We start from the raw sequence: 25330 nt of genomic DNA, 5'->3' as shown, positions 1-25330 counted from the left end.
CGCCCCCTTTGCCGTACAGTCAGCCCATGTGCAACGAGGCCGCGCGTTCCACGCGCGGCCCATTCAGCAGGAGATCCGCATGAGCCAAGACCTACCGGAGAACGACGAATCCGAAATCGCCGAGCCGCTCACCGCGCAGCAGATCGACGCGTTCTGGCGAGACTTTTCGGCGCAGCTGCCCGAGCTCGAGGCGTTGCCGTCGCGTGAATTTGTCGAACGCGCGCACGAGGTTCTTGCACCCCATGCGCCCGAACTGGCGCTGGAACTCGAAGGCAACCCCAGAGAATCCGGCGCGCGCTTGGTCGTGACCGCGCACGGCAACATCGCGCAGTTCGAGAACGTGCAGGCGCTGGTGCGTGGCGCGCCGAGCTTCGAACACTATGCCGTGCATGCGTTCCGCAGCCGTTCGCTCGGTCAGGATTTCGCGATGCACATGAACGACTTCGAGCTTTCGTGCTCGGACGTGCTGGTCGCGCACTACGACGCGGGCGGCATTGTCGGCCTCGAGTTGGCGTTCGAGAAGATCATTCCGCAGGACATGGTCGATCACGCGCGGCACATGGCCTTCATCATGCTCGACCATGTGCTCGGAGAATGGGATTTTTCCGTTCGCGTGGGTCCGGTGGAGTTCGTCGATGGTTTCTCGGACAACGTCGCGGGCGCCGAGCCGCTGTCGGTCTTTCCGGCGATCTTCGATGCCTTTCAGCGCGAGGAACTGGGCCGCAGCTACGAATTTCCACGCGAGGAGGATGACCGCTGGATCTCGCTTGAAGTGCGTCCGCGCGAGGCCAGCGATGACGATCCGCCGGATATCCTGACCTTCCACGACTCCGCCAATGCGCTCGCCACGCGCGCCGATCTGTCGCACTTTCTGCTCTGGCGTCTGCCCTTCGCAAGCCAGGAGGAGCTCGACGCGGTGCGCGATGCGCAGGACGCGCTCGATGCGGCCCTCGCGCAGCACCAGCGCGGCGTTCTCGCGTTCTCCCGCATGGAGAACATGAGCACGCGTGCCGCCGCTTTCTATGTGGACGATGCGGCGCACGCGAGTGCGCTCGCAAGGCAGCTGGGCGCGCAGCACGCTCCCGAGCAGCCCGGCGACATCGAGGTGAGCTACGACCCGTCCTGGCGCGAGTTTCTCGGTCTTTACGGCGCGATCCATGCCAGCCGTTCGGAGGATGGTGCGGACGAAGGAGAAGGACGGTGATCACGACACTTGAACAGCTTCGCGCGATCTACGCGCAGCCGGCCGAACGCGCAGTGAAAAAGCAGCTCGATCACCTCGACGCGTACTGCCAGCGCATCATCGCGCTGTCGCCGTTCTGCGTGATCGCGACGGCGGGCGAGGGCGGTGCCCTGCTCGACGCCTCGCCGCGCGGTGGCCCCAAGGGCTTCGTCCAATGCGTGGATGGGCAGCATCTGCTGGTGCCGGACGCGGGCGGCAACAACCGGCTGGATTCGCTGTCCAATCTGCTGCGCGATCCACGCATTGCACTGCTGTTCTTCGTGCCTGGTGTCGACGAGACGCTGCGGGTGAACGGCACAGCGCAATTGCGCGACGAGCCCGAGTTCATCCAGCGCTTCGCGGGAGAGAGGCAACTGCCCAAGCTGGTGATCGAGGTACAGGTGCAGGAGGCCTATCTGCACTGCGCCAAGGCGCTGATGCGCTCGAAACTCTGGGATGCCGATGCGCAGATCGCGCGCAGCGAGCTGCCATCGCTCAACGAGATCATTCTGGCGCAGACGGGATCGACCGCAGTGCCCGAACCGCAGGCCGACATGGTGCGGCGTTATCAGCAGCAGATCACCGACGAACAAGGAGTGCGTTGATCATGTCTTCCACCATCCTGGTCATCGGCGCGTCGCGTGGCATCGGTCTCGAATTCGTGCACCAGTACCGAGAAGCGGGCCACCGCGTGATCGCCACCGTGCGTGACGAGGTCGCGCGCGAACGGTTGGTTGCGCTCGGTGCCGAAGTGCATCGGATCGATGTGGCCCAACCTGCGAGCGTGAGTGGGCTGGCGTGGCTGCTCGACGGCGTGAAGATCGACATCGCGCTCTACGTGGCAGGCGTGATACGCAGGCCCAACGCGCTCACGCCGCCCACGCAGGAAGATTTTGACGCCGTCATGCACACCAACTTGCTCGGTGCGATGCAGGTGCTGCCGCAGATCGCGCCGATGGTGGAGGATGCCGGTGGCGTGCTGGCGTTTCTGTCGAGCTCCATGTCGCAGATCGGCAGCGTGCAGGACAGCGAGTCCTGGATCTACCGCGCGAGCAAGGCCGCGCTCAACATGGTGGTGGCGGCCGCGCAGAACGACTACCCGCGCGCCACGCTCATCACCATCGACCCGGGCTGGGTGCAGACCGACATGGGCGGCGCAGAGGCCCCCGTGCAGATCGACGTCAGCGTGAGCGGCATGCGAAGCGTGCTTGCATCGCTCACGCCCGACGACAAGGGCCAGCTGCTGCACTACGACGGTCGTCGTGCGGCGCATTGGTGATCTTTTTCCCTCTTTTCTCTTTTCACTTTCCCGTCACCCGACAAGACCACAGAGACAAACAAGATGCTGCTCACAGAAGACCAGGAAATGATCCGCGACGCCGTGCGTCAGTTCGCGCAGGAAGAGCTGTGGCCCAATGCCGCGCGCTGGGACAAGGAGCATGTGTTTCCGCGCGAAGTGCACAGGGGGCTTGCCGACCTCGGCGCCTACGGCATCTGCGTGCCCGAGGAGCATGGCGGCGCGGGTCTGAACTATCTGTCGCTCGCGCTGGTGCTCGAGGAGATCGCGGCCGGCGACGGCGGAACGAGCACGGTGATCAGCGTGACCAACTGCCCGGTCAACGCCATCCTCATGAAGTACGGCAACGCGCAGCAGAAGAAGCAGTGGCTCGAACCGCTTGCGCGTGGCGACATGCTGGGCGCGTTCTGCCTGACCGAGCCGCATGTGGGATCGGACGCCTCGTCGCTGCGCACCACGGCGGTCAAGCAGGGTGATGAGTATGTGATCAACGGCGTCAAGCAGTTCATCACCAGCGGCAAGAACGGGCATGTGGCCATCGTCATCGCGGTGACCGACAAGGGCGCGGGCAAGAAGGGCATGAGCGCGTTTCTCGTGCCGACCAACGCGCCGGGCTATGTGGTTGCGCGGCTCGAGGACAAGCTCGGCCAGCACAGCAGCGACACCGCGCAGATCAACTTCGACGACTGCCGCATTCCCGCCGAGAACCTGATCGGTGCGGAGGGCGAGGGCTACAAGATCGCCTTGGGTGGACTCGAGGGCGGGCGCATCGGCATTGCCGCGCAGAGCGTGGGCATGGCGCGCAGTGCGTTTGAATTCGCGCTGCAGTACAGCAAGGAGCGCGAGAGCTTCGGCACCGCCATTTTCAACCACCAGGCCGTGGGCTTTCGCCTTGCCGATTGCGCGGTGCAGATCGAGGCCGCCCGCCAGCTCATCTGGCATGCTGCCAGCCTGCGCGACGCCAATCGTCCTTGCTTGAAGGAGGCCGCGATGGCCAAGCTCTTCGCGAGCGAAATGGCGGAGCGTGTGTGCAGCGCGGCGATCCAGACGCTGGGCGGCTACGGCGTCGTCAACGACTTTCCGGTCGAGCGCATTTACCGCGACGTGCGTGTCTGCCAGATCTACGAGGGCACGAGCGACGTGCAGAAGATCATCATCCAGCGCGCGCTGGCCTGAGCTTCGGCACACCCCCGGTGCGAGCCGGCTTTCGCTGTTTTGCTCGCGGTGACGGTGAGGGACTGCTGCGCTGAATCCATGCGTTCATGCGCGGGCCTCTCCGTTGCAGTACCCTCGTATTCCAACGACGCATCGCGCGGCAAGCACAAGGATCGATTTCGCATGAGCAACACTTCGCCCAATTCACCAACGTCTCCACGGAGAGCCGCCACACTGCCAATCGCCGGAGGGGCGGGCATTCCGCAGATAGGGCTGGGAACCTGGCCCATGAATGACGATGAGGCCCGCGTGGCGGTGGCCGGCGCGCTGCGCATCGGATATCGCCATGTCGACACGGCCGAGAACTACCGCAACGAGGTCGGCGTGGGTCAGGGCATTCGCGACGCCGGCGTGGCGCGCGAGGAACTGTTCGTCACCACCAAGTTCAACAAGGAATGGCACAGCGTCGACGGCGCGCGCACGGCCTGTGAGGCGAGCCTCCAGCGCCTCGGGCTGGACTATGTGGACCTGCTGCTGATTCACTGGCCCAACCCGGCGCAGGACCGCTATGTGCAGGCCTTCGAGGGCCTGCTCCGCCTGCGCGATGCGGGGCTGGTGCGCGCGGTCGGCGTCTCCAATTTCAAGATTGCGCATCTGCAGAAACTCCTGGATGCGGGGCTGACGCCACAGGTCAATCAGATCGAGCTCTCACCTACGCGTCCGCGCAGGGACCTGGTGGCGCTGCACCGACAGCACGGCATCGTCACGGAGAGCTGGTCGCCGCTCGATCGCGGCGGTGATCTGCTCAAGGCGCAGGCCGTCGCCGGTGCGGCCGAGGCGCATGGCGTCACGCCCGCGCAGGTGGTCCTGCGCTGGCATGTGCAGCAGGGGCTGGTGGCGATTCCGAAGTCGTCTGACCCTGAACGTCAGCGGCTGAATCTCGATGTGTTCGGCTTTGCTTTGAGTGCAGCGGAAATGGCGGCCATCGATCAGCTGGAGGACCCATCGGCGAATCTGCTCGACGCGGATCGTTTTGGTCATTGATGCGCACGGAATGCAAGCAGACATCGAAATGAAAGACGGAAGCGAACCGATGACGCTCACTTTGCCGGGCACATCGCCCTGTCCCTGCGGCCGCAGCAACGCGAAGGGCAAGCCACTGGCGTTCGTCGATTGCTGCGCGCGCTACGTCGCACATTTCGACGAGGCGCCTGCACCCGATGCCGAGTCGCTCATGCGTTCGCGCTACACCGCTTTCGTGATGGAGGACGCTGAATATCTGCAGGCGACCTGGCACGCGAAGGAGCGCCCTGCATCGCTCGATTTCGATGCGGCAGCCAAGTGGCTGGGTCTTGCCATCAAGCAGGCGAGCGCCACGGGAGAGAACACGGCGGAGGTTGAATTCGTCGCCCGCTACCGCGTGGGCGGACGGGCGGTGCGGCTGCATGAGCGCAGCCGCTTCGTGCGCGAAGAAGGCCGTTGGTACTACGTGGATGGCGAGCAGTTCTGACGCTGCCGCTACAGCGTTGGCGGACGACGGACTGTCGCCTGAGGACGCGGCGACGATTGACGCCCGGGCGCGGCTGCGCCTTCTGCAGCTGCTGGCCTCGCGCGGCTCGACCGAGCTGGCCGCGTTTCTGATTCCGCCCGCGTTTCTCGCGCTTTACGCACATGGCGGGAGCACGCCGATCTGGCCGCTCGCGCTGTGGTGGATCGGCATGATGTGCTTTGCCTCGGCGATGCTGTGGATGCGCCACCGGCTCAAGCGCGATTGGGATGTGCTGGCCACGCGGGCCGACCCGGTGCCCACGGCGGCGGCGCTGGACGGTTGGCAGCGCATCTTCTCTGCCTACGCAGCGACCAGCGGCATGATGTGGAGCCTGCTCCTGCTGTGCTCCTGGGAGGGCGCGACGTATGAGTTCCGCGTGGTCGTGTATCTCGTCTTCTGCGGCGTGCTCGCGTCGGCCACCACGTTTCTCGCGCCGATTCCTGCGGTGTTCTGGTCCTTCGCGATCACCTTCTATTTGCCCATGCTGCTGGCCGCGCACTGGTATTTGCCGCAGCAGGGCATCTTCATGGTCGTGCTGTTGCTGCTCTACGGCATGACGGTCGCGCGCCATGCGTTCGCGTCGCGGCGCTTCGTGCGCCAGCAACACGCGCAGGAGCGCGAACGCCATGCGCTGGCCGTGCAGATCCATGGCGCCAAGGTGCAGGCGGAGAACGCGCTCGCGGAGAAGAACTGGTTTCTCTCGGCGGCCAGCCACGATCTGCGCCAGCCGCTGCAGGCGCTTGGTTTCATGCTCGAGACCGCGCGCATGCGCAATCGCGATACGGGCGTGGCGCAGGCGCTTGCCGATGTGCAGGCCTGCACGCGCGATCTGGACATGATGTTCAACGACCTGCTGGATCTCTCCCGGCTCGAGAGCGGAACGCTGGAGCTGCGCATGCAGCCGGTGCCGATCGGCATGGTGTTGCTGGATGCGCGGCGCATGTTCGCGCCGGTGGCTGAGCAGCAGGGCGTGGAGCTGCGCGTGATGTTGCCGCGCCGCGCGGATGCTGCCGTTCATACCGACCTCTCGCTGATGCGGCAGATGGTGTTCAACCTCGTGCACAACGCGCTGCGCTACACGAGCGAGGGCTCGGTCACGCTCACCTGCCGCAGGCGTCAGGGTGCGTGGCGCATTCAGGTGTGGGACACTGGCATCGGCATCGGGGCCGACGAGCTGGACAAGGTCTTCGCCGCGCACTACAAGGCGAGCAACGGTGAGCGTGTGCAAGATTCCCTGGGCGGCAAGGCCAGCGGATCGGCTCGTGCGAGCGGGCTGGGTTTGGCCGTGGTGGCTCGCTCGGCGCAACGTCTCGGTGTGCGCTACGGCGTGCAGTCCCGCCTTGGGCGGGGCTCGTGCTTCTGGCTTCAATGGCCTGCGGATGCCGATGTGGGCGAGTCGGCATTTCAGGCGTCGCTGTTGCCGATGCAGGACGCTGGCGCGGCGCTGGACGCTGCGCCGGTGCGTGCCCGGCTGCTGCTGCTTGACGCCAACGAGCCGCGCTCTGCCGAGACCGCGCGTCTGCTGCGCGGGCTGGGGCTGGATGTGCGTGTCGCGCGCTCGGCGATGCATGCGGTGGCCGATTTCGATCAGCATGGTGCACCCGACGCGCTGCTCTGCGCTGACTCACTGGTGGATCATGCGGATGTGATATTCGCTTTGGAGCGGGTGCTCGAGCATGCGCCGGGCGTTACCGGTGCGCTGCTCACCAACGATGCTGCCTTGCAGCGACGCGCCGAGGATGAGGGCTATATGGTGTTCGCGCTGCCGCTGCAGCCGCGCGCGCTGCATGCAGTGCTTGCGCGCATCGGGGGGGCGGGCAGAACGGCGCGCTGAGAACGCGTCAGTCAGCTGCGTCAGTCAGCCGCGACGGTGGGCAGGATCAGGTCCACGCCCTGCATGCGCGTGATCAGCTCGACCCGGTTGGTGCTGCCGAGCTTCTGCAGGATAGCCGTCACATGTTCCTTGACGGTGTGTTCCGAGAGCGTGAGCGTCTGCGCGATCGCTTTGTTGGGCTTGCCCTTGAGCACCAGATCGAGCACCTGCGTCTGGCGTTGCGTGAGACCCAGATCGTTGCCGCTCATGCGCAGCTGCGCCGCTGCGGGGCGCTTGGCCTGCGCCTTGTCCGGGGCTTCATGCGTGACCCAGGGACTGCCTGAAAGCACGGCGAGCACGGCCGCATTGAATTGATCTGGTGTGCAGCTCTTGTGGATCAGCCCGTGGGCACCGGCGGCGCTGACCTTGCCTGGCAGCGCGGGATGACTGTCGCCGCTCACCATCAGTACCCGCGTGTCGGGCGCGAGCGTGAGGATGTCGGTGACGAAATGGGTGGAGTCGCCATCCTCGAGCCAGAAATCCATGACCACGATGAGCGGAGAGCCGAGTGCGGCGATGGTCTGCAACCCCTCGGCCGCATTGACGACATGCCGCACTTCGCTCACGCCCGAGAGTTGCGAAAGCATCTGTCCCATGCCCTGAGCAACCATCGGATGGTCATCGATCACAAGTGCGTAGGACTGATGGTGGGCGGGCTGCATGGGCGTGAAGGGGGCTATGCGGTGAAGAAAAATGCGGTAACAAATACCCCGCCTTGGGAGGGTGTCTGTGAATGGGGAGGCAAGCCGAGAATCGTCAAGTTGGTCAACCGACATAAATTCTTTGTGCAGGACGGAGAGGATATATGAACTCAACGCTACTCACCCGACGCTCCGCGGCCATGCTGTTGCTGGCATCGCTTTCCGCTTGTGGCGGCGGAGGGGGTGGAGGTGATGAGTCCGGTGGCAGCGGCGGTGGCACCGGCGGTGGTGGAACGGGAGGAGGCACGGGCGGTGGTGGAACTGGCGGTGGTACCGGAGGCGGGACCACGGATCCCGGAACCGGTGGCGGTGGTACAGGAGGTGGCACGGGCGGCGGAACCACCGCCGTGACAGGTCAGTACCGGCTTGAGCCTGCGGCCGCGTCGTTCTCGGTTGCGTTGGCCACGGCCAACCAGCTCGGCGCGCAGGGTTATGCGCACATCAGCACATTGGGTGCGGGCGTGGGCAACAACGTGGCCATGGGCGACTTCTACGTGAGCGACTCGGCGCACACGAGTGCGCGCCTCGACTATGTGGCGGATGCTGACGTGGCCTCGGTCTCCGCGCTCGTGGCGCAGGCCAACCAGCGCGGTGCGCAGGGCTATATGTACAAATCCGGCGCGGTGTTCCCCGCCAATCAGAATGACATCCGCAACCTCTATGTGCGCGATGCATCGCTCGGCCGGACCTACACCTACGAAGCGGCAATGAGCGACAACAGCGCGATGAGCGCCAAGAGCCTCGGCGACGAGCTCGCGCGCATGGGCGGTCGCGGCTTCCGCTGGCTGGGTCCGATGATCATCGGCTCGCAGATGTTCAACCTGTATTGCAAGGACAGCGTCGGCACGACCTACGACTACACGCTGGCGACGCCGAGCGGTCCGTATGGCGAGAAGAACGCGGCCGAACTCAAGAAGGTGCTTGATGCCATGGGCGCGCAAGGGCGTCTCTCGCGCGGCGAGTTGGTCATCGGCGGTGGTGCGGCCGTCTCGGTGTGGGAGAAATCCTCGAGGCAGGCGGGCGCGATCCAGTATCTTGTCGAGTCCGACGTGAGCACCGACACGCTCGCCAAGATGAAGTCGCGCCTCGACGCCAACGCGGCCAAGGGCTTCTTCTTCCTGACCAGCTACAGCACCAGCGACAACGTGATCCACAACGTCTCCACGCTGAATGCGGCCACCGTGCTGCATCCGCTGGCGGGCGTGGCGTTTCCCGGCTGACGGGTGACGGCCACATGCCCGTGTGCGGGCACATGAAAGAGGGTCTGCCGCATAATCGGCGCGACCCTTTTTCCACTTTCAAAGGCGCTGAATTTTTCGGCGCCTTTGTGCTTTTGGTGAGCCCGACCGATGACCGCGAAGTTTGATGCCGTTCTGTTCGATTGCGATGGAGTGCTGGTGGACAGCGAATCCATTACCAACCGCGTGTTGCGCGACATGCTCAACGAAGCGGGTTGGCCGATCACGACCGAGGAATGCCTGCAGCAGTTCATCGGCAAGACGGTGCGCAGCCAGGCCGCGCTGATCGAGTCGCACACCGGCAAACCGTTCACCGAGGAGTGGCTGCAGCAGTTCTACGTGCGCCGCAACGAGGCGTTGACGGCGGAGCTGGTGGCCATCGATGGATCGCTCGCGGCCGTGAAGAGCGTGCACGCGGCGCTGAACGGCCGCATCGCCTGCGCCTCGGGGGCGGACCGCGCCAAGGTCGAGATGCAGCTTGCCAAGGTGGGACTGGCTCCGTTCTTTGAAGGCCGCGTTTTCAGCGGGCACGAGACGCCGCGCAGCAAGCCGTTTCCCGATGTCTATCTGGCGGCGGCCACCGCGCTCGATGTCGACCCGAAACGCTGTCTCGTGATCGAGGACACGCTGACCGGCGTGCAGGCCGGTGTGGCCGCGGGGGCCGTCGTCTGGGCCTATTTCCCCTCGCATCAGGGGCATGCCGATGCGAGCGACCTGGTTGCGGCGGGTGCGAGCCGGGTGTTCGACGCGATGGGCGATCTGCCCCGCCTGATGGCGGAGGACTGAGGCCCTTACTCCGCTTCCGCTTCCGTTTCCGTTTCCGTTTCCGTTTCCGTTGCCTTGCGCGAGTGCTTGCGGTACTCGGCCGGGGAGTAGCCGGTCCAGGTGCGGAACGCGCGGATGAAGCTCTTTTCGCCCGCAAAGCCCGCCGCCTGCGCGACCTGCTTGATCGGGCGGTCGGTGCGGTTGAGCAGCTCGATGGCCTTGTTGCGGCGCATCTCGTCCTTGAGCGTCTGCAGCGACGCGCCTTCCTCCTTCAACTGCCTGTGCAGCGTGCGCGTGGAGACATGCAGCTCGTCGGCCAGCGTGCGCGCGCTGTGCATCACGTCGGGCGTGCTCGCGAGGATCTGGCGCACGCGCTGCACCAGCAGCCGGTCGCGGCGGTACTTGTGCACCATGAGCGGCAGCGCGCGCTGCAGCATCTGCTGCATGGCGGCCTCATCGCGCTTGAGCGGCAGGGCGAGATAGCGTGAGTCGAGCTCCACGGCCGCATGCGGAGCGTCGAAGGCCACCTTGCCGCTGAACAGCACGCGGTAGGCGTCGGCATGGGGCGGCGCTGCGAATGGAAACTGCGCCGACACGACCGGCAGCCGCGAATCGATGAACCAGCTGGCCAGGCCCAGCGCGTTGCGCAGCACCGAGATCAGGCAGAACTCGCGCAGCGCGCCGAGATCGCGGTGCTCGGTGATGCTGAGCACGCTGCGGTCATCTTCGGCGTGCAGGTGCAGGCTGATGTCATCCGCAATCAAATGGTGGTGGCGGCACCAGCGCGCGAGCGCGAGGCCCAGCGTGAGTGCGCTCAGCGAGGCGCGCGCCAGCATGCCGTAGCTCCCCCAGGGCAGGCGGCGCTGGAACCAGCCGAGGCCCTCGTCGTCGAGCTCGCGCATGGCGTGGCCGGAGAACACCTCCATCTGCAGGGCGGTAATTCGTGCGGAATTGTTTTTGATGTCTTCTGGCGCAATATGTGCCGTCTCCAGCGCCGCTTGCGGGCTGATGCCGCGCCGCTCGTAGACGAGCAGAATCGCCTGCACGAATGCCATCGGCGTGACGGCGGGGTGGGAGCTGTCCAGAGGGTGAGGGGAGACCAGATGGCGCATGAGCGGATTTTGCGTTGCACTGGCGCAAATTGCAACTATCGTGGCCTGATCATGGCTCCACATTGTCACCCGTCCGGCGTATGCTGTGCGACAAATGTCGTGGGCCGGCCGCGCCCACCCTGCAGGAGACAAGCACACATGATTTCGCAGTCCACGACCGCCGGTCGCTTCGTTCTGAGCCAGGCCTCCGGCGCGACCGGGCAGCCACTGATCGAGCAGACGCTCGGTGACTTCTTCCGTGACATGGCCGCCCGCCACCCCGGGCGCGATGCGCTGATCAGCGCCCATCAGGCCAGGCGCTACACCTATTCCCAACTGCATGCCGAAGTCCGCAGACTCGCGAGCGCACTGCTCGGCCTGGGGCTGGCGAAGGGCGACCGCATCGGCATCTGGTCGCACAACAACGCCGAATGGGTGCTGATGCAGTTCGCGACCGCACAGGTCGGTCTGGTGCTGGTGAACATCAATCCCGCGTATCGCTCCGCCGAGGTGGAGTACGCGATCAACAAGGTCGGCTGCAAGGCCATCGTGACGATGCCGAGCTTCAAGACCAGCGACTATCTGGGCATGCTGCGCGAGCTGTCGCCCGAGCTGGCCACCGCGCTGCCGGGTGCGCTCAAGGCCGCGCGTCTGCCGACGCTGCGCACCGTGGTCTGGATCGACGAGGCGGGCGTGGGCGACGAGCAGCCCGGCATGCTGCGCTTTTCCGACTTGCTCGCGCGCGGCGAGGCGAGCGACGCGCGCATCGACCCCATTGCGGCCACGCTGCGCAACACCGACGCGATCAACATCCAGTTCACCAGCGGAACGACGGGCTTTCCCAAGGGGGCGACGCTCACCCACCGCAACATCCTGAACAACGGCTTCTTCATCGGCGAGTGCATGCGGCTCACGTCTGAAGACCGGCTGTGCATTCCCGTGCCGCTGTATCACTGCTTCGGCATGGTGCTCGGCAATCTGGCCTGCGTCACACATGGCGCGGCCATCGTGTATCCGGGCGATGGTTTCGATCCGCTCAAGGTGCTGGAGACCGTGCAGGCCGAGCGCTGCACCGGCCTGCACGGCGTGCCGACGATGTTCATCGCCGAGCTCGACCATCCGCGCTTCGCCGAGTTCGATCTGTCGACGCTGCGCACCGGCATCATGGCCGGATCGCCGTGCCCCATCGAGGTGATGAAGCGCGTGGTCAAGGACATGAATCTCTCCGAGATCACCATCGCCTACGGCATGACCGAAACCAGTCCGGTGAGCTGCCAGAGCGACAACGACACGCCGCTCGAAAAGCGCGTTTCCACGGTCGGCAAGGTGCAGCCGCATCTCGACATGAAGATCATCCACCCCGAGACGGGCGAGGTGCTGCCCGTGGGGCAGAGCGGCGAGCTGTGCACGCGGGGCTACTCGGTCATGCTCGGCTACTGGGGCGACGAGGACAGAACGCGCGAGGCCATCGATGCCGAGGGCTTCATGCACACCGGCGACCTCGCGACCATGGACGACGAGGGCTACGTGAACATCGTCGGTCGCATCAAGGACATGGTGATCCGTGGCGGCGAGAACATCTATCCGCGCGAGGTCGAGGAATTTCTCTACCGCCACCCCAAGGTGCAGGACGTGCAGGTGGTCGGTGTGCCCGACCAGCGCTATGGCGAGGAACTGTGCGCCTGGGTCATCACCAAGCCCGGCGAGAAGCTGGTCGAGGAGGAAATCCGCGAATTCTGCAAGGGCCAGATCGCGCACTACAAGGTGCCGCGCTACATTCGCTTCGTGACATCGTTCCCGATGACGGTGACCGGCAAGATCCAGAAGTTCCGCATCCGCGACCAGATGAAGGACGAGCTGGGTCTTGAGGACGCCAGATCGGCCTGATTCCCGGAGACCTCGACATGACCGCTCACCTTCGCGCCCGTCTCGCTCCGTTGCCCGTGGCCGTTGCCCTGCTGGCAAGCGCGCCCGCATGGGCCGGCATGCAGGAGCGCGTGCTGCAGGTGCCGGTGACGGCGACCAGTCCGCAGGGAAAGCAGGTCAAGGGGCAGATCGCGGTGACGGTGTATTCCGACCCCGCCAACCCGGTGCCCGCGCCGGTGCTGGTGCTCAACCACGGCCGCTCTCCGCAGGCAGAGGGCCGCAAGGAACTGCACCGCGCGCGCTTTGCCAAGCAGGCGCGCTATTTCGTGAGCCGGGGCTTTCTGGTGGCGGTGCCGACGCGGCTTGGCTACGGCCCGACGTTCGAGAGCGATGCGGAGGACAGCGGCCCGTGCAAGGCAAAGCGCTTCGCGCCTGCGATGAACGCCGCAGCCTCCCAGATCAACGCGGTGCTCGCGGCCGTGCGCTCAAAGCGCAGCGATGCGCTGCCCGATCGCGCGGTGATCGTCGGCCAGTCGTTCGGCGGTGCGGCCTCGGTGGCCGCGGCGGCGCAGAAGCCCGAGGGCGTGCAGGCGGTCATCAGCTTTGCGGGCGGCGCGGGGGGCAATCCGCGCACGCACACCGGAAAACCCTGCGATCCCGAGCAGATGGCGAAGACGTTTCAGCACTACGGCAGCCAGTCGCAGTTGCCGATGCTGTGGATCTACGCAGGCAACGACCAGTATTTCGGCGCTGATTGGCCGGTGAAGTGGCACGCCGCCTTCGAGCGGGGCGGGGGCCGCGCTCAGTTCACGCAGCTGCCCGCGTTCGGCAACGACGGGCACGAGCTGTTCCGCGCGGGCATCAGGCAGTGGGAGCCTCTGGTGTCTCAGTTCCTTGATGAGGTGGGCTTCCCGCTGCCGCTGGCCGTCCGCATCGAGCCCGCTGTGGTTCCCGCCGCCTTGCCGGCATCGTCGCCCGCCTCGGCGCAGAGCTCGGAAGAGGCGGCGCGATGAGCACACCGCCCGCGTCACCCGGACGCGACCCCGGCTTGCGCCCTCGTCGGTCAATGGCCGCCGTGCGCTCCCTTGGACTTGTCCAGACCCGCGGCGCGGCGCGCGGCGATGAGCCGCTTGCGCATCGAGACTTCCTGCAGATCGAGTTCGCTGACGATGTTGCGCAGCGTCTCGTCGTTGATGCGGTGCTTGTGGCGCTCGGCGTAGACCGCGTCGCGCTCGGCACGGATGCACTTGAGGCGCGTCTCGATCTCGAGCACGTAGCGGTGTTTGCGCTGCTGCACGATCTCGGGTGCCTCGCGCGAGCTCTCGAGGGTCGTGGCGACGCCGCTGCCGTCGTCGAGCAGTTGCAGGCGGTTGCGGTATTCCTGGCTCAGCCGGCCCACGACCTCCTGATGCATCGCCACCCACTCGGGCGAATGCTGCTCGACGTCTTCTTCGGTGAGCGTGAGCTCGGAGATCGCTGCAATGCAGCCGGCCTCGCGCGCCAGACGTTCCTCGCGCACGGTGGGCGGCTCGCCCGGAGGGGGCAGGCGTCTGAGGATGATGGGCAGCATCACGCTGCCCATGACCAGCGTGAACAGAATGGTGCCGGTCGCCAGAAAGATCAGCATGCCGCGCGCGGGGAAGGGCTCGCCGTTGTTCAGCAGCATGGGCACGGAAAGGGCACCGGCCAGCGTCACCGCGCCACGGATGCCCGCGAAGGTGGTGGCCAGATTGAGCAGCGCCGATGGGCGCTCCGCCATCTTGCCCGAGTGGTGCGCGCGGCGCAGCGCGCCGTGCACGCCCAGCGTGATCCAGATCCAGCGCAGCAGCAGCAGACCGCTCGAGATGGCGACGACGTAGCCCACCAGAATCCACCATTCATGACCGGCCTCGTGCAGCGGCACGCCGATGATGGACGGCAACTGCAGGCCCAGCAGCAGGAAGATGGCACCGTTGAACGCGGCTTCGACCAGGCTCCAGGTGCCTTCAGTTTGCAGGCGCTCGCTCACGTAGCTGCTGCGGTCGAGGTCGCCGAAGTTGGTGGCGATGCCCGCCGCCACAGCCGCGAGAATGCCCGACACGCCGATCTTTTCGCCCACGATGTAGGCGGCGAATGGCAGCAGCACCAGCAGCAGCACCATCTGCGTGGCCGCCACGTCGCCCAGCCGCCGGGTGATGGTGCTGCGCGCGTAGCTGAAGCCCCAGCCGAGCAGCGCGCCGACGGCCAGGCCACCGACCGCCATCCAGATGAAGTCGCGTGCGACCGCGCCCCAGGACAGCGTGCCGGTCAGCGTGGCCGCGACGGCGAACTTGAGTGCCACCAGACCCGACGCGTCGTTGAGCAGCGACTCGCCTTCGAGGATGTGCATGGTCTTGTCGGGCATGCCCAGATTGCGGGTGATGGCCGAGACGGCCACCGCGTCGGTCGGCGAGATCACGGCGGCCAGCGCGAACGCGACGGGCAGCGGAATCTCGGGAATCATCCAGTTGATGAGATAGCCCAGACCGAATACCGTGAACACCACGAGACCGAGCGCGAGCAGCAGGATGGGGCGCGCGAGCGCGAAGAACTCGCGCTTGGGAATGCGCCAGCCGTCGGCGAACAGCAGCGGCGGAATGAACAGCAGCATGAACAGTTCGGGGTCGAAAGCGATGTGCAGGCCGCTCTGTGGCCAGGCGATGGCGGCGCCGAGCGCGATTTGAATCAGTGGAAGCGGAATGGCGCGGATGTAGCGGGCAACAATGCCCGTCAGCGCGCCAAGCATCAGGACAAGCAGGACGGTTTCGACGGTGTGCATATGGCATTTTCGACCCATATGCGCCGTCGCTTCTGTCAGATATTGAAAAAAACCGAGTGCCCGAATAGGGAAAAGTGGAGAACTGAACGATGAGCATTCTTGGAACGCAACTCAATGCGCGGTCGGCGGACTTCCAGTCCAACGCGCAGGCCATGCAGGCCGTGGTCGACGATCTGCGCGCGCAGACCGAGCGGGTCGCGCAGGGCGGCGGCGAGGCCGCACGCGCCAAGCACGTGGCGCGCGGCAAGCTGCTGCCACGCGAGCGCGTGCAGCGCCTGCTCGATCCGGGCACGCCGTTCCTGGAGCTCTCGCCGCTGGCGGCGCTCAACATGTACAACAACGACGCGCCCGGCGCGGGCGTGATCACCGGCATCGGCCGCGTCAACGGCGTGGACTGCATGATCGTCTGCAACGACGCGACGGTGAAGGGCGGAACCTACTACCCGATGACGGTGAAGAAGCACCTGCGCGCGCAGGAAGTGGCGCAGCAGAACCGCCTGCCCTGCGTCTATCTCGTCGACTCGGGCGGCGCCAACCTGCCCAATCAGGACGACGTGTTTCCCGACCGCGAGCACTTCGGCCGCATCTTCTTCAATCAGGCCAACATGAGCGCCCAGGGCATCTCGCAGATCGCCGTGGTCATGGGCTCGTGCACGGCGGGCGGCGCGTATGTGCCCGCGATGAGCGATGAGTCCATCATCGTGAAGAACCAGGGCACGATTTTCCTCGGTGGCCCTCCCTTGGTGAAGGCCGCGACCGGCGAAGTGGTGAGCGCCGAGGACCTCGGCGGCGGCGACGTGCACACGCGCCTGTCGGGCGTTGCCGATCACCTGGCCGAGAACGATCTGCATGCGCTGGCGCTGGCCCGCCAGATCGCGGGCAACCTCAACAAGAACAAGGAGCCCAACGCGGGCGACCACGCGCCGCGCGCGCCGCTGTTCGAGGCCAAGGAACTCTACGGCGTGATTCCGGTGGACACGCGCAAGCCGTTCGACGTGCGCGAGATCATCGCCCGCGTGGTGGACGGCAGCGAGTTTGACGAGTTCAAGGCGCGCTTCGGCAGCACGCTGGTCTGCGGCTTTGCGCGCATCGAGGGCATGCAGGTCGGCATCATCGCCAACAACGGCATTCTGTTCAGCGAGTCGGCGGTGAAGGGCGCGCACTTCATCGAACTGTGCTGCCAGCGCAAGATTCCGCTGGTGTTTCTGCAGAACATCACCGGCTTCATGGTGGGCCGCAAGTACGAGAACGAAGGCATCGCGCGCCACGGCGCCAAGCTGGTGACGGCGGTGGCGACGGCGGGCGTTCCCAAGTTCACGATCATCATCGGCGGCAGCTTCGGCGCGGGCAACTACGGCATGTGCGGTCGCGCATATTCGCCGCGCTTCCTCTGGATGTGGCCGAACGCACGCATCAGCGTGATGGGCGGAGAGCAGGCCGCGAGCGTGCTCGCGACCGTCAAGCGTGACGGCATCGAAGGCAAGGGCGGCCAGTGGACGGCCGACGAGGAAGAGGCCTTCAAGTCGCCGATCCGCAAGCAGTACGAGGAGCAGGGCCACCCCTACTACGCCACCGCGCGCCTGTGGGACGACGGCGTGATCGACCCCGCCGATACGCGTCGCGTGCTGGCGCTGGGTCTGGCGGCCACGCGCAATGCACCGATCGAAGACACCAAGTTCGGTGTGTTCCGCATGTAATGGATTCACCGGAGACAAACATATGAGCCAAGCACTGACTCTGACGGTCGAAGGCGCGGTCGCGACGATCACGCTCACCCAGCCGGAAATCCGCAATGCCTTCAGCGACGAGGTGATCGCCGAGATCACCGCAGCCTTTCGCACCGCAGGGGATCGCCCCGACGTGCGCGCCATCGTGCTCGCGGCCGAGGGACCGGCCTTCTGCGCGGGCGCGAATCTCAACTGGATGCGCCGCATGGCGGACTACACACGCGAGGAAAACATCCAGGACGCGGGCCTGCTCGCCGAGATGCTGCGCGTGATCTACGAATGCCCCAAGCCCACCATCGCGCGCGTTCAGGGCGACGTGTATGCGGGAGGCGTGGGGCTGGTGGCGTGCTGCGACATCGCGGTGTCCGCCGACCACGTGAACTACTGCCTGAGCGAGACCAAGATCGGCCTGATCCCCGCGACCATCAGCCCGTACGTGATCCGCGCGATGGGCGCCCGCGCCGCGCACCGCTACTTTCTGACGGCCGAGCGCTTCAACGCGGCCGAGGCGCTGCGCATCGGCTTCGTGCATGAGGTGGTGCATGTGGATGATCTGGACGTGAAGGTGGACGGCATCCTCAAGAACCTGCTCTCCGCAAGCCCGAACGCCGTGCGCGCCGCCAAGAAGCTGGTGCAGGACGTGGCCGAGCGCGAGATCAACGCGGCGCTCATCGCCCAGACGGTGGAAGGCATTGCCGACATCCGCGCGAGCGAAGAGGGCCGAGAGGGCGTGCAGTCGTTCCTGGCCAAGCGCAAGCCTTCGTGGCTGCCGGGCTGATCCGGCGTTTCACCGAGGACCCGCAACTCTATGGACGCAATCTGGCTGCAGATCGTGCAATGGCTGCATTCGGTCGGCCTGCACATGGACGGCAACACGGTGCGCGAGGTGGCCGAAGGGGCCAAACACGTGACCGAAAAGCTCGACATGACCAGCATGATGGCGCTTGCCGCAGCGCTGGGCTGGGCCAGCGGGTTCCGTCTCTATGCCGTCGTTTTTCTGGTGGGCGCGATGGGTGCGGCCGGCTGGTTTCCGCTGCCTGCGGGGCTGTCCGTGCTGCAGAACCCGGTGGTGCTGGCGGTGAGCGGCTTCATGCTGCTCGTGGAGTTCTTCGCCGACAAGATTCCGTGGTTCGACAGCCTGTGGGATTCGATCAACGCCTTCATCCGCGTGCCTGCGGGCGCGGCGCTGGCGGCGGGCGTTTTCGGTGCCGACAACGCATCGATGGCGGTGGCGGCGGGGCTGCTCGGCGGCACGCTGTCGGCCACGTCGCTTGCCACCAAGATGACCACGCGCGCGGCGGCCAACACCTCGCCCGAGCCGTTTTCCAACTGGGGGCTGTCGTTTCTTGAGGATGGTCTCGTCGTCGGCACCGTGTGGCTCGCCACGCAGTACCCGGTGGCTTTTGCCGTCGCACTGGTGATCGCGATCATCCTGTCGGTGATCGTGCTCGTCGTGCTGTTCAAATTTCTGCGCGCCGTGTGGCGTCGCTTGTCTGGTTCGTTTTCCGATTCCGAGAGGAAGGTGGTTTGAGTATGTTCAACAAGATCCTGATTGCTAACCGAGGCGAGATCGCTTGCCGCGTGGCCGCCACCGCACGCCGCATGGGCGTGAAGACCGTGGCCGTCTATTCCGACGCCGACGCCAACGCCAAGCATGTGGCCTCGTGCGACGAGTCCGTGCACATCGGCGGCAGCGCGCCCAAGGACAGCTATCTGCGCTGGGAGCGCATCATTGAAGCCGCCAAGGCCACGGGCGCACAGGCCGTGCACCCGGGCTACGGCTTCCTGTCGGAAAACGAGGAGTTCGCACAGGCCTGCGCCAAGGCGGGGCTGGTCTTCATCGGCCCGCCGCCTTCCGCCATCCAGGCGATGGGCTTGAAAGCTGAATCCAAGCAGCTCATGGAAAAGGCCGGCGTGCCGCTGGTGCCCGGCTACCACGGAGCCGATCAGGACCCGGCGCTGCTGCAGCGCGAGGCCGACCGCATCGGCTATCCGGTGCTCATCAAGGCCAGCGCGGGCGGCGGTGGCAAGGGCATGCGCGCGGTTGATTCCGCCGCCGGCTTTGCCGACGCGCTCGCATCGTGCAAGCGCGAAGCCATCAACAGCTTCGGCGACGATGCGGTGCTGATCGAGAAGTACGTGCAGCGCCCGCGTCACATCGAAATTCAGGTGTTTGGTGACACGCACGGCAACTGCGTCTATCTGTTCGAGCGTGACTGCTCGGTGCAGCGGCGCCACCAGAAGGTGCTCGAAGAAGCGCCCGCGCCCGGCATGACCGAAGCGATGCGCAAGCAGATGGGCGAAGCCGCCGTGGCGGCCGCGCGCGCGGTGAATTACGTCGGCGCGGGGACGGTGGAATTCATCGTCGAGCAGCGCGAAGGCGGCGAGATGAACTTCTTCTTCATGGAGATGAACACCCGCCTGCAGGTGGAGCATCCAGTCACCGAAGCCATCACCGGCGAAGACCTCGTTGAGTGGCAACTGCGCGTGGCCAGCGGCGAGCCCCTGCCCAAGCAGCAGAGCGAACTCAAGATCATCGGCCACGCCATCGAGGCACGCATCTGCGCGGAGAATCCCGACAACAATTTTCTGCCCGCGACCGGCTCGCTGAATGTCTACCGCAAGCCGCACTGCGTGAGCTTCACGCGCGGCGATGTGCGCATCGACGACGGCGTGCGCGAAGGCGACGCGATCAGTCCTTTCTACGACTCGATGATCGCCAAGCTCATCGTCCACGGCGATACCCGCGAGCAGGCCCTCGCGCGCCTTGACGGAGCGCTCGCGCAGACCCACATCGTTGGGCTCAACACCAACGTGCAGTTCCTGCGCCTCGTCGCGCGCAGCCCCTCGTTTGCCAACGCCAACCTCGACACCGCCCTCATCCCGCGCGAAGAAGCCGTGCTGTTCAAGCAGGAAACCGTCGGCATCCCGCTGGCCGTGGCGGCCGTCGTCGCCAACGTGCTGCTGAACGAAGCCAGTGCACAGACCGCCGACCCCTTCAGCCACCGCGACGGCTGGCGCTCGCTTGGCGTGCTGCAGCGCCCCTTCGATTTCGACTACGTGGGCCGCCCCGTGACGGCATCGCTGTCCTATCTTGCGGAAGGTCAGTATGTGCTCGACATACGTGATGGCGAGCAGCAACTGGCTACTGCACCTCTGCGATTCGAGCGCCGCGAGGACGGCGTGCTCAACCTGCAACTCGGCGACAAGCGGGCCCGCTCGCGTGTCTACATGCAGGGTGACACCGCGCATGTCTTCACGCCTGCAGGCGCCACCCGCATCGACGTGGTGGACCCACTCGCCCACGCTGGTGACGCGCATTCCGAAGGCGGTCGTCTTACAGCGCCTATGCCTGGCAAGGTCGTCTCCTTTGCCGTGAAGGCAGGGGACAAGGTTGCCAAGGGACAGGCTTTGGCGGTGATGGAGGCGATGAAGATGGAGCACACCATCGCTGCTCCGGCGGATGGTGTGGTGGCTGAGTTGCATTATGCGCCTGGGGATCAGGTCACTGAAGGGGCTGAGTTGCTCAAGCTGCAGGTGGCTTGAGGTATTTTTTGTTCTTGCTTTGGGTTTGAGGACAGAGGCCGGGAGTTCCGCCCGGCGGCGGAGTCACCTTTTGCTTGCGCGCAAAAGGTAACCCAAAACGCGCTTTCAATACCCGCGGCAGAACTCGCTTTGCGCTGCGCGCTCCGCTCGGGCAACCGCCGCGAGCTAGATGTTTCATAAGAGGTGTGCTCGGCACGTCGCTGCGCTCGTGCCGGGCATCTCGCGACTTCGCGAGATGCGGTTGCGCCAGCGCTGTGCGATTTTTGATTTACTCGTGGGATCAACGTCGTTCAAAAGAGCAGCGAGCATAGGTTGCCCAACCCAGCTTCACAAATACCCCGGCACGAGCGCAGCGACGTGCCGAACACACCTCTTGGTTAAACACTGACTCGCGGCGGTTGCCCGAACGGAGCGACGCAGTCGCGCAGTGAGTTCTGCCGCGTGCCCCCGAATTGAGAAGCGCATTTTTGGTGACTTTTTGGGCAAGACCAAAAAGTTACTGCCCCGCCGGGGGCAGTCCCGGCCTCCGTGAGCAACGACGACACAAATCCACGAAAAACCCCTCCACCAAAACACCACCGTAGGTCAAAGCGAAAAAACCAAAGAAAAGCCGTTAACCTTCAAGCCATGCGGATCACGTTCTACTTCAAGAATTCCCCCACTGACCAGTGGCTCAAAGACCTGCGCGCAGCCCTGCCGCAGGCTGACATCACCGAGTGGCAACCCGGCGCCCCTCAGGCCGACTACGCCATCGCCTGGCAACCCCCCCAGCAACTTCTGGACGAGCAAAAGCCAGGCCTCAAGGGCTTCTTCAACCTGGGTGCCGGCGTGGACGCGCTGCTCAAGCTGAATTGGCCAAGCAGCCTGCCTCTGATCCGCATTGACGATGGCGGCATGGCGGTGCAGATGGCAGAGTACGTGAGCCATGCGCTGATCCGCCATTTCCGGGAACTGGACCGCTACGCCGCGCAACAGCAGGCGGGCGAATGGAAGATGAGCCGCACCCAGTTGCGCACCGACTTTCCGGTCGGCGTGATGGGTCTCGGCGTGCTCGGCGAACGCGTGGCGCGCACCGTGACGCAGTTTGATTTTCCGGTCAATGGCTGGAGCCGCACGCCCAAGCAGATCGACGGCGTGCGCACGTTCAGCGGCGATGTCAAAGGCCCGGGTTTCCGGGACTTTCTGGCGGCCACGCGCGTGCTTGTCAATCTGTTGCCGCTCACGCCCGACACCACAGACATCATCAACAACGACACCCTGTCGCAACTGCAACCGGGTGCCTATGTGATCAACGTGGCGCGCGGTGCGCATCTGGTCGAGGAGGACTTGCTCGCGCAGATCGCCAGCGGCCATGTGGCGGGCGCGGCGCTCGATGTGTTCCGCACCGAACCGCTGCCCGCTGGGCATCCGTTCTGGAACCATCCGAAAATCACCATCACGCCCCATTCTTCGGCCAATACCATGCGCGAGGAAAGCGTCGCGCAGATCGCGCGCAAGATCATGGCCTTTGACCGTGGCGACGCGGTGGCCGGTCTGGTCGATCTGTCGCGCGGCTACTGAGCGGGAACGCTTCGCCCCGCACGACGAACACTGAACACACGAGATAGAGAAAGCAAAAAGGAACCCACATCATGGCACTGTCCTCCCTCATCCCCAGCCGCGTGAAACTCATCGACGTGGGCCCACGCGACGGCCTGCAGAACGAAAAGACGCCCGTGCCCGCCGAGGTCAAGATCGAGCTCGTGCACCGCCTGCAGGACGCTGGCGTCAAGGAAATCGAGGTCACCAGCTACGTGAGCCCCAAGTGGGTGCCGCAGATGGGCGACAACGTCGAGGTGATGGCCGGCATCCGGCGCCAGCCCGGCGTGCTGTATTCGGTGCTCACGCCCAACATGAAGGGCTTTGAATCGTCCGTCGCGTCCAAGCCCGACGAGATCGTCGTGTTCGGCGCGGCGAGCGAGGCCTTCAGCCAGAAGAACATCAACTGCTCCATCGCCGAGAGCATCGAGCGCTTTGCGCCCGTGGTCGAGGCGGCGCTCGCGGCCGGCATCAAGGTGCGCGGCGCGATGAGCTGCACCGTGGGTTGCCCCTATGAAGGCGAGATCGCGCCCGCCAAGGTCGGCGAACTCGCGCGCCTGATGAAGAACATCGGCGTGCAGCGCGTCGACGTGGCCGACACCATCGGCGTGGGCACGCCGCGCAAGGTGCAGGCCGCCATCGAGGCCACGCTCCAGCATTTCGACATCGATGCGGTGTCCGGCCATTTCCACGACACATACGGACAGGCGCTCTCCAACACGCTGGCCGCGCTCGAGATGGGCGTGTGGAACTACCAGTCGTCCGTCGCGGGGCTGGGCGGTTGCCCCTACGCCAAGGGCGCGACAGGCAACGTCTCGACCGAGGACGTCGTCTATCTGCTGCAGGGCATGGGCATCGATACCGGCATCGATCTCGACAAGCTGGTCGATGCGGGCAAGTTCATCAGCGATTTCCTCGGCCGCAAGCCGAACTCGCGCGTGGCGACCGCCATCCTCAACAAGCGTGCGGGCTGATCGCGTCATGTGCGGATCCGAACTCCAACCGCTGCCCGACGGCGTGCGCCGCGTGGCCGAGGTGCTGCAGTCCAAGGGCCATGCACATGCGCCCGTCATGCTCGACAACTCCGCGCGCACCGCGCAGGAAGCGGCCGACGCGCTGGGCATCACCGTCGGCCAGATCGCCAAGAGCATCATCTTTCGCCGCAAGAGCGACGACGTCGCGGTGCTGGTGATCACATCGGGCGACCGCCGTGTCGATGAAAAAAAGGTCGACGCCATCGTCGGCAAGACAGGTCGCGCCGACGCCGATTTCGTGAAGGCCGCGACCGGCTTCACCATCGGTGGCGTGTCGCCCGTCGCGCATGCGAACAAACCGGTCACGCTCATTGATCGCGAACTGTTCCGCTTTGACGTGATCTGGGCGGCGGCGGGGCATCCGAACGGCGTGTTCCAACTGGCACCGGCGGATCTCGAAAAGCTGACCGGCGCACCGGTCGCGGATGTGGTGAAGGTGGAGTCGCAGGCATGAACGATATCGTGGACAACCTCTTGCTCGAGGCGCGCGCGCAGGACGTCGCGGCCATCGGGCATTTCTCCGGGGCCTATGACGGCGTCGTCGATTCGCCTTGCGTGAACGTCTGTCGCATGACCGCCGACCGCAGCCACTGCCAGGGATGCTTTCGCACCATCGACGAAATCCGCCAATGGTCCAAGGCCGACGCGGCCACACGCCGCACCATCTGGTTCGCCGCGCTGGCACGCGCGGGAATTGAACAACCGAAGGCCATCGCATGAGCACGACGACGGAGACAAAGCGCATCACCTGCTGGCTGGACTTCGTCTCGCCCTACGCATGGCTTGCGTTCGATCAGGCCCCGCGCACGCTCGAGGGCCTGAACTACCAGATGCGCTACAAGCCGGTGCTGCTCGGCGCGCTGCTCAAGCAGCATGGCAATCCCGGCCCGGCCGGCATCGCACCCAAGCGCGAATGGACCTACCGCCACGCCACCTGGCTCGGCCACGCGCAAGGCTGTGGCCTGCAGATGCCCGCGCAGCATCCATTCAATCCCCTGCCGCTGCTGCGCCTCGCGCTGTCGTGCAGTGACGATGGCTGCATCAACCGCTTCACGGCCGATGCAATCTTCCGCCATGTCTGGCTCGGCGGCCTCGACGCCAGTGACCCCGCGCGCATCGCCGAATTGAAGACCCTGCTCACCAAGCAGATCCGCCCCGATTCCGACGACCAGGCCAAGGCGTTTCTGCGCGCCAACACCGAAGAGGCCAACGCGCTCGGCGTGTTCGGCGTGCCGATGTTCGAGGTCGACGGCAAGCTGTTCTGGGGTCAGGACAGCCTGCTGATGCTGCGCGCGTATCTTGACGGGGACGCGTGGTTTGACAGCGGGGCGTGGGATGGTGTGCGCAAGGTGCAATCCGGCCTGAGTTGAACGCGTCCGTTGAAGCCTTGCATCCAGATGCACGCTAGGGGCTGATCGGAGATGGTTGGGCTCCCCCACGGTTGATTGAATGAAACCCAACCCTTGGCGCATATGGCGTGCATGGCGCACATGGCATCGGCACGCCGCGCCCTGAGGGCAGGCGTCTGCTCTTGTCTTCAGACTCGTATTTCCCGCGACACCGCTGGCAATTTCAATGTGAGCCGGCCGCCCTGGCTCATTTCTTGGAGCCCGAATTTGTCGGCGCCAAGACGAAGCGCGGGTTTGTCCTAGCGAGGGATTTCCCCTGCGTCTGGTGGTTCAAAACAGTCTCGAAATTCCATTTCCAACTGATTTTTTCGTGACAAAAGCGCTCAAATTTCAAATGAAGAAATGTCAGCCAAGGGTTGCTACCGGGTTTGTCAGATCGTCGTAAGCACCGCGATTCGGGGACGATTCGAAGGCGGTTCGCGCTGTCAGTTTTTGGAAAGATGGCGAAGAGATATTGCGCTCACCTGCCAAACGAGCAGAGG

23 protein-coding genes are annotated in these 25330 nt (G+C 65.2%); 20 read left to right on the top strand and 3 right to left on the bottom strand.

The window, feature by feature from the left end; all coding sequences use genetic code 11:
• Positions 1 to 79 precede the first annotated feature (79 nt).
• The 7 genes from ISG32_RS07720 to ISG32_RS07690 all read left to right on the top strand — a co-directional run bounded on the left by ISG32_RS07720 (position 80) and on the right by ISG32_RS07690 (position 7057).
• The gene (locus ISG32_RS07720; protein WP_194770404.1) at positions 80 to 1204 is read left to right on the top strand and encodes a DUF695 domain-containing protein; all 1125 of its coding nucleotides are present in this window, start codon (positions 80 to 82) and stop codon (positions 1202 to 1204) included.
• Positions 1201 to 1827, top strand: coding sequence for a pyridoxamine 5'-phosphate oxidase family protein (locus tag ISG32_RS07715; protein WP_194770403.1), 627 nt, complete (start codon positions 1201 to 1203; stop codon positions 1825 to 1827). The genes ISG32_RS07720 and ISG32_RS07715 overlap by 4 nt, the downstream gene beginning before the upstream one ends.
• Positions 1828 to 1829: 2 nt before the next feature.
• Entirely contained in the window at positions 1830 to 2501 is a 672-nt protein-coding gene (locus ISG32_RS07710; RefSeq protein ID WP_194770402.1) for an SDR family oxidoreductase, read from the top strand.
• A 63-nt stretch (positions 2502 to 2564) separates the two neighbouring features.
• On the top strand, positions 2565 to 3695 hold the full coding sequence (locus ISG32_RS07705; protein ID WP_194770401.1) for an acyl-CoA dehydrogenase family protein: 1131 nt from the start codon (positions 2565 to 2567) through the stop codon (positions 3693 to 3695).
• Positions 3696 to 3857: 162 nt separating this feature from the next.
• Positions 3858 to 4718: an aldo/keto reductase gene (locus ISG32_RS07700; protein ID WP_194770400.1), complete on the top strand. Its 861-nt coding sequence runs from the start codon at positions 3858 to 3860 to the stop codon at positions 4716 to 4718.
• Positions 4719 to 4746: 28 nt separating this feature from the next.
• Positions 4747 to 5184, top strand: coding sequence for a YchJ family protein (locus ISG32_RS07695; RefSeq protein WP_228529638.1), 438 nt, complete (start codon positions 4747 to 4749; stop codon positions 5182 to 5184).
• Positions 5168 to 7057 (top strand): sensor histidine kinase, encoded by a 1890-nt coding sequence (locus ISG32_RS07690; RefSeq protein WP_194770399.1) that lies wholly within the window; start codon positions 5168 to 5170, stop codon positions 7055 to 7057. The genes ISG32_RS07695 and ISG32_RS07690 overlap by 17 nt, the downstream gene beginning before the upstream one ends.
• 20 nt (positions 7058 to 7077) lie before the next feature.
• On the opposite strand, the gene ISG32_RS07685 is transcribed toward ISG32_RS07690, so the two are convergent.
• Positions 7078 to 7758, bottom strand: coding sequence for a response regulator transcription factor (locus ISG32_RS07685; RefSeq protein ID WP_194770398.1), 681 nt, complete (start codon positions 7756 to 7758; stop codon positions 7078 to 7080).
• A 143-nt stretch (positions 7759 to 7901) separates the two neighbouring features.
• Between ISG32_RS07685 and ISG32_RS07680 the strand changes: the two genes are divergently transcribed.
• Together ISG32_RS07680 and ISG32_RS07675 are read left to right on the top strand one after the other, a co-directional pair.
• Positions 7902 to 9017, top strand: coding sequence for a hypothetical protein (locus ISG32_RS07680; RefSeq protein ID WP_194770397.1), 1116 nt, complete (start codon positions 7902 to 7904; stop codon positions 9015 to 9017).
• 129 nt (positions 9018 to 9146) lie between these two features.
• The gene (locus tag ISG32_RS07675; RefSeq protein ID WP_194770396.1) at positions 9147 to 9821 is read left to right on the top strand and encodes an HAD family hydrolase; all 675 of its coding nucleotides are present in this window, start codon (positions 9147 to 9149) and stop codon (positions 9819 to 9821) included.
• Between the two features lie 5 nt (positions 9822 to 9826).
• Here ISG32_RS07675 and ISG32_RS07670 read toward each other — a convergent pair whose 3' ends face one another.
• Positions 9827 to 10912 (bottom strand): AraC family transcriptional regulator, encoded by a 1086-nt coding sequence (locus ISG32_RS07670; RefSeq protein ID WP_194770395.1) that lies wholly within the window; start codon positions 10910 to 10912, stop codon positions 9827 to 9829.
• Positions 10913 to 11050: 138 nt separating this feature from the next.
• Here ISG32_RS07670 and ISG32_RS07665 point away from each other — a divergent pair, with 138 nt between their 5' ends.
• The gene (locus ISG32_RS07665) at positions 11051 to 12778 is read left to right on the top strand and encodes an AMP-binding protein (protein WP_194770394.1); all 1728 of its coding nucleotides are present in this window, start codon (positions 11051 to 11053) and stop codon (positions 12776 to 12778) included.
• Positions 12779 to 12795: 17 nt separating this feature from the next.
• Positions 12796 to 13770: an alpha/beta hydrolase family protein gene (locus tag ISG32_RS07660; RefSeq protein ID WP_194770393.1), complete on the top strand. Its 975-nt coding sequence runs from the start codon at positions 12796 to 12798 to the stop codon at positions 13768 to 13770.
• Positions 13771 to 13820: 50 nt separating this feature from the next.
• On the opposite strand, the gene ISG32_RS07655 is transcribed toward ISG32_RS07660, so the two are convergent.
• On the bottom strand, positions 13821 to 15554 hold the full coding sequence (locus ISG32_RS07655) for a Na+/H+ antiporter (protein WP_194770392.1): 1734 nt from the start codon (positions 15552 to 15554) through the stop codon (positions 13821 to 13823).
• A gap of 89 nt (positions 15555 to 15643) precedes the next feature.
• On the opposite strand from ISG32_RS07655, the gene ISG32_RS07650 reads away from it, so the two are divergent.
• The 9 genes from ISG32_RS07650 to ISG32_RS07610 all read left to right on the top strand — a co-directional run bounded on the left by ISG32_RS07650 (position 15644) and on the right by ISG32_RS07610 (position 24809).
• On the top strand, positions 15644 to 17251 hold the full coding sequence (locus tag ISG32_RS07650; RefSeq protein WP_194770391.1) for a carboxyl transferase domain-containing protein: 1608 nt from the start codon (positions 15644 to 15646) through the stop codon (positions 17249 to 17251).
• A gap of 22 nt (positions 17252 to 17273) precedes the next feature.
• Positions 17274 to 18059: an enoyl-CoA hydratase/isomerase family protein gene (locus ISG32_RS07645; RefSeq protein WP_194770390.1), complete on the top strand. Its 786-nt coding sequence runs from the start codon at positions 17274 to 17276 to the stop codon at positions 18057 to 18059.
• 30 nt (positions 18060 to 18089) lie between these two features.
• Positions 18090 to 18812 (top strand): DUF4126 domain-containing protein, encoded by a 723-nt coding sequence (locus ISG32_RS07640; RefSeq protein ID WP_194770389.1) that lies wholly within the window; start codon positions 18090 to 18092, stop codon positions 18810 to 18812.
• A gap of 2 nt (positions 18813 to 18814) precedes the next feature.
• Complete coding sequence (locus ISG32_RS07635) at positions 18815 to 20827, top strand: acetyl/propionyl/methylcrotonyl-CoA carboxylase subunit alpha (RefSeq protein WP_194770388.1); 2013 nt, start codon at positions 18815 to 18817, stop codon at positions 20825 to 20827.
• A 627-nt stretch (positions 20828 to 21454) separates the two neighbouring features.
• The gene (locus ISG32_RS07630; RefSeq protein WP_194770387.1) at positions 21455 to 22387 is read left to right on the top strand and encodes a 2-hydroxyacid dehydrogenase; all 933 of its coding nucleotides are present in this window, start codon (positions 21455 to 21457) and stop codon (positions 22385 to 22387) included.
• 71 nt (positions 22388 to 22458) lie between these two features.
• Positions 22459 to 23379: a hydroxymethylglutaryl-CoA lyase gene (locus ISG32_RS07625; protein WP_194770386.1), complete on the top strand. Its 921-nt coding sequence runs from the start codon at positions 22459 to 22461 to the stop codon at positions 23377 to 23379.
• 7 nt (positions 23380 to 23386) lie between these two features.
• A complete protein-coding gene (locus ISG32_RS07620; RefSeq protein ID WP_194770385.1) occupies positions 23387 to 23893 on the top strand; it encodes a YbaK/EbsC family protein in 507 nt (168 codons plus the stop codon).
• Positions 23890 to 24159, top strand: a complete 270-nt coding sequence (locus tag ISG32_RS07615) for a DUF1289 domain-containing protein (RefSeq protein WP_194770384.1) — start codon at positions 23890 to 23892, stop codon at positions 24157 to 24159. The genes ISG32_RS07620 and ISG32_RS07615 overlap by 4 nt, the downstream gene beginning before the upstream one ends.
• Positions 24156 to 24809 carry a 2-hydroxychromene-2-carboxylate isomerase gene (locus ISG32_RS07610; RefSeq protein ID WP_194770383.1) on the top strand — a complete coding sequence of 218 codons (654 nt, stop codon included), beginning with the start codon at positions 24156 to 24158 and terminating at the stop codon, positions 24807 to 24809. Before ISG32_RS07615 ends, ISG32_RS07610 begins: the two co-directional genes overlap by 4 nt.
• Positions 24810 to 25330: the final 521 nt, after the last annotated feature.

Source organism: Diaphorobacter caeni, assembly GCF_015354245.1.
GTDB lineage: Bacteria > Pseudomonadota > Gammaproteobacteria > Burkholderiales > Burkholderiaceae_C > Diaphorobacter_A > Diaphorobacter_A caeni.
Note: the sequence above shows the minus strand (reverse complement) of the source record. Positions and strands in the feature narration are given on the sequence as shown.

What these genes read in the sequence shown, in the direction of transcription:
- ISG32_RS07670 (WP_194770395.1), bottom strand. Translation starts at nt 10,912, where the DNA reads ATGCGCCATCTGGTCTCCCCTCACCCTCTGGACAGCTCCCACCCCGCC.
- ISG32_RS07620 (WP_194770385.1), top strand. Translation starts at nt 23,387, where the DNA reads ATGTGCGGATCCGAACTCCAACCGCTGCCCGACGGCGTGCGCCGCGTG.
- ISG32_RS07610 (WP_194770383.1), top strand. Translation starts at nt 24,156, where the DNA reads ATGAGCACGACGACGGAGACAAAGCGCATCACCTGCTGGCTGGACTTC.
- ISG32_RS07700 (WP_194770400.1), top strand. Translation starts at nt 3,858, where the DNA reads ATGAGCAACACTTCGCCCAATTCACCAACGTCTCCACGGAGAGCCGCC.
- ISG32_RS07690 (WP_194770399.1), top strand. Translation starts at nt 5,168, where the DNA reads ATGGCGAGCAGTTCTGACGCTGCCGCTACAGCGTTGGCGGACGACGGA.
- ISG32_RS07630 (WP_194770387.1), top strand. Translation starts at nt 21,455, where the DNA reads ATGCGGATCACGTTCTACTTCAAGAATTCCCCCACTGACCAGTGGCTC.
- ISG32_RS07650 (WP_194770391.1), top strand. Translation starts at nt 15,644, where the DNA reads ATGAGCATTCTTGGAACGCAACTCAATGCGCGGTCGGCGGACTTCCAG.
- ISG32_RS07695 (WP_228529638.1), top strand. Translation starts at nt 4,747, where the DNA reads ATGAAAGACGGAAGCGAACCGATGACGCTCACTTTGCCGGGCACATCG.
- ISG32_RS07705 (WP_194770401.1), top strand. Translation starts at nt 2,565, where the DNA reads ATGCTGCTCACAGAAGACCAGGAAATGATCCGCGACGCCGTGCGTCAG.
- ISG32_RS07625 (WP_194770386.1), top strand. Translation starts at nt 22,459, where the DNA reads ATGGCACTGTCCTCCCTCATCCCCAGCCGCGTGAAACTCATCGACGTG.
- ISG32_RS07675 (WP_194770396.1), top strand. Translation starts at nt 9,147, where the DNA reads ATGACCGCGAAGTTTGATGCCGTTCTGTTCGATTGCGATGGAGTGCTG.
- ISG32_RS07655 (WP_194770392.1), bottom strand. Translation starts at nt 15,554, where the DNA reads ATGCACACCGTCGAAACCGTCCTGCTTGTCCTGATGCTTGGCGCGCTG.
- ISG32_RS07645 (WP_194770390.1), top strand. Translation starts at nt 17,274, where the DNA reads ATGAGCCAAGCACTGACTCTGACGGTCGAAGGCGCGGTCGCGACGATC.
- ISG32_RS07635 (WP_194770388.1), top strand. Translation starts at nt 18,815, where the DNA reads ATGTTCAACAAGATCCTGATTGCTAACCGAGGCGAGATCGCTTGCCGC.
- ISG32_RS07720 (WP_194770404.1), top strand. Translation starts at nt 80, where the DNA reads ATGAGCCAAGACCTACCGGAGAACGACGAATCCGAAATCGCCGAGCCG.
- ISG32_RS07665 (WP_194770394.1), top strand. Translation starts at nt 11,051, where the DNA reads ATGATTTCGCAGTCCACGACCGCCGGTCGCTTCGTTCTGAGCCAGGCC.
- ISG32_RS07680 (WP_194770397.1), top strand. Translation starts at nt 7,902, where the DNA reads ATGAACTCAACGCTACTCACCCGACGCTCCGCGGCCATGCTGTTGCTG.
- ISG32_RS07710 (WP_194770402.1), top strand. Translation starts at nt 1,830, where the DNA reads ATGTCTTCCACCATCCTGGTCATCGGCGCGTCGCGTGGCATCGGTCTC.
- ISG32_RS07615 (WP_194770384.1), top strand. Translation starts at nt 23,890, where the DNA reads ATGAACGATATCGTGGACAACCTCTTGCTCGAGGCGCGCGCGCAGGAC.
- ISG32_RS07685 (WP_194770398.1), bottom strand. Translation starts at nt 7,758, where the DNA reads ATGCAGCCCGCCCACCATCAGTCCTACGCACTTGTGATCGATGACCAT.
- ISG32_RS07640 (WP_194770389.1), top strand. Translation starts at nt 18,090, where the DNA reads ATGGACGCAATCTGGCTGCAGATCGTGCAATGGCTGCATTCGGTCGGC.
- ISG32_RS07660 (WP_194770393.1), top strand. Translation starts at nt 12,796, where the DNA reads ATGACCGCTCACCTTCGCGCCCGTCTCGCTCCGTTGCCCGTGGCCGTT.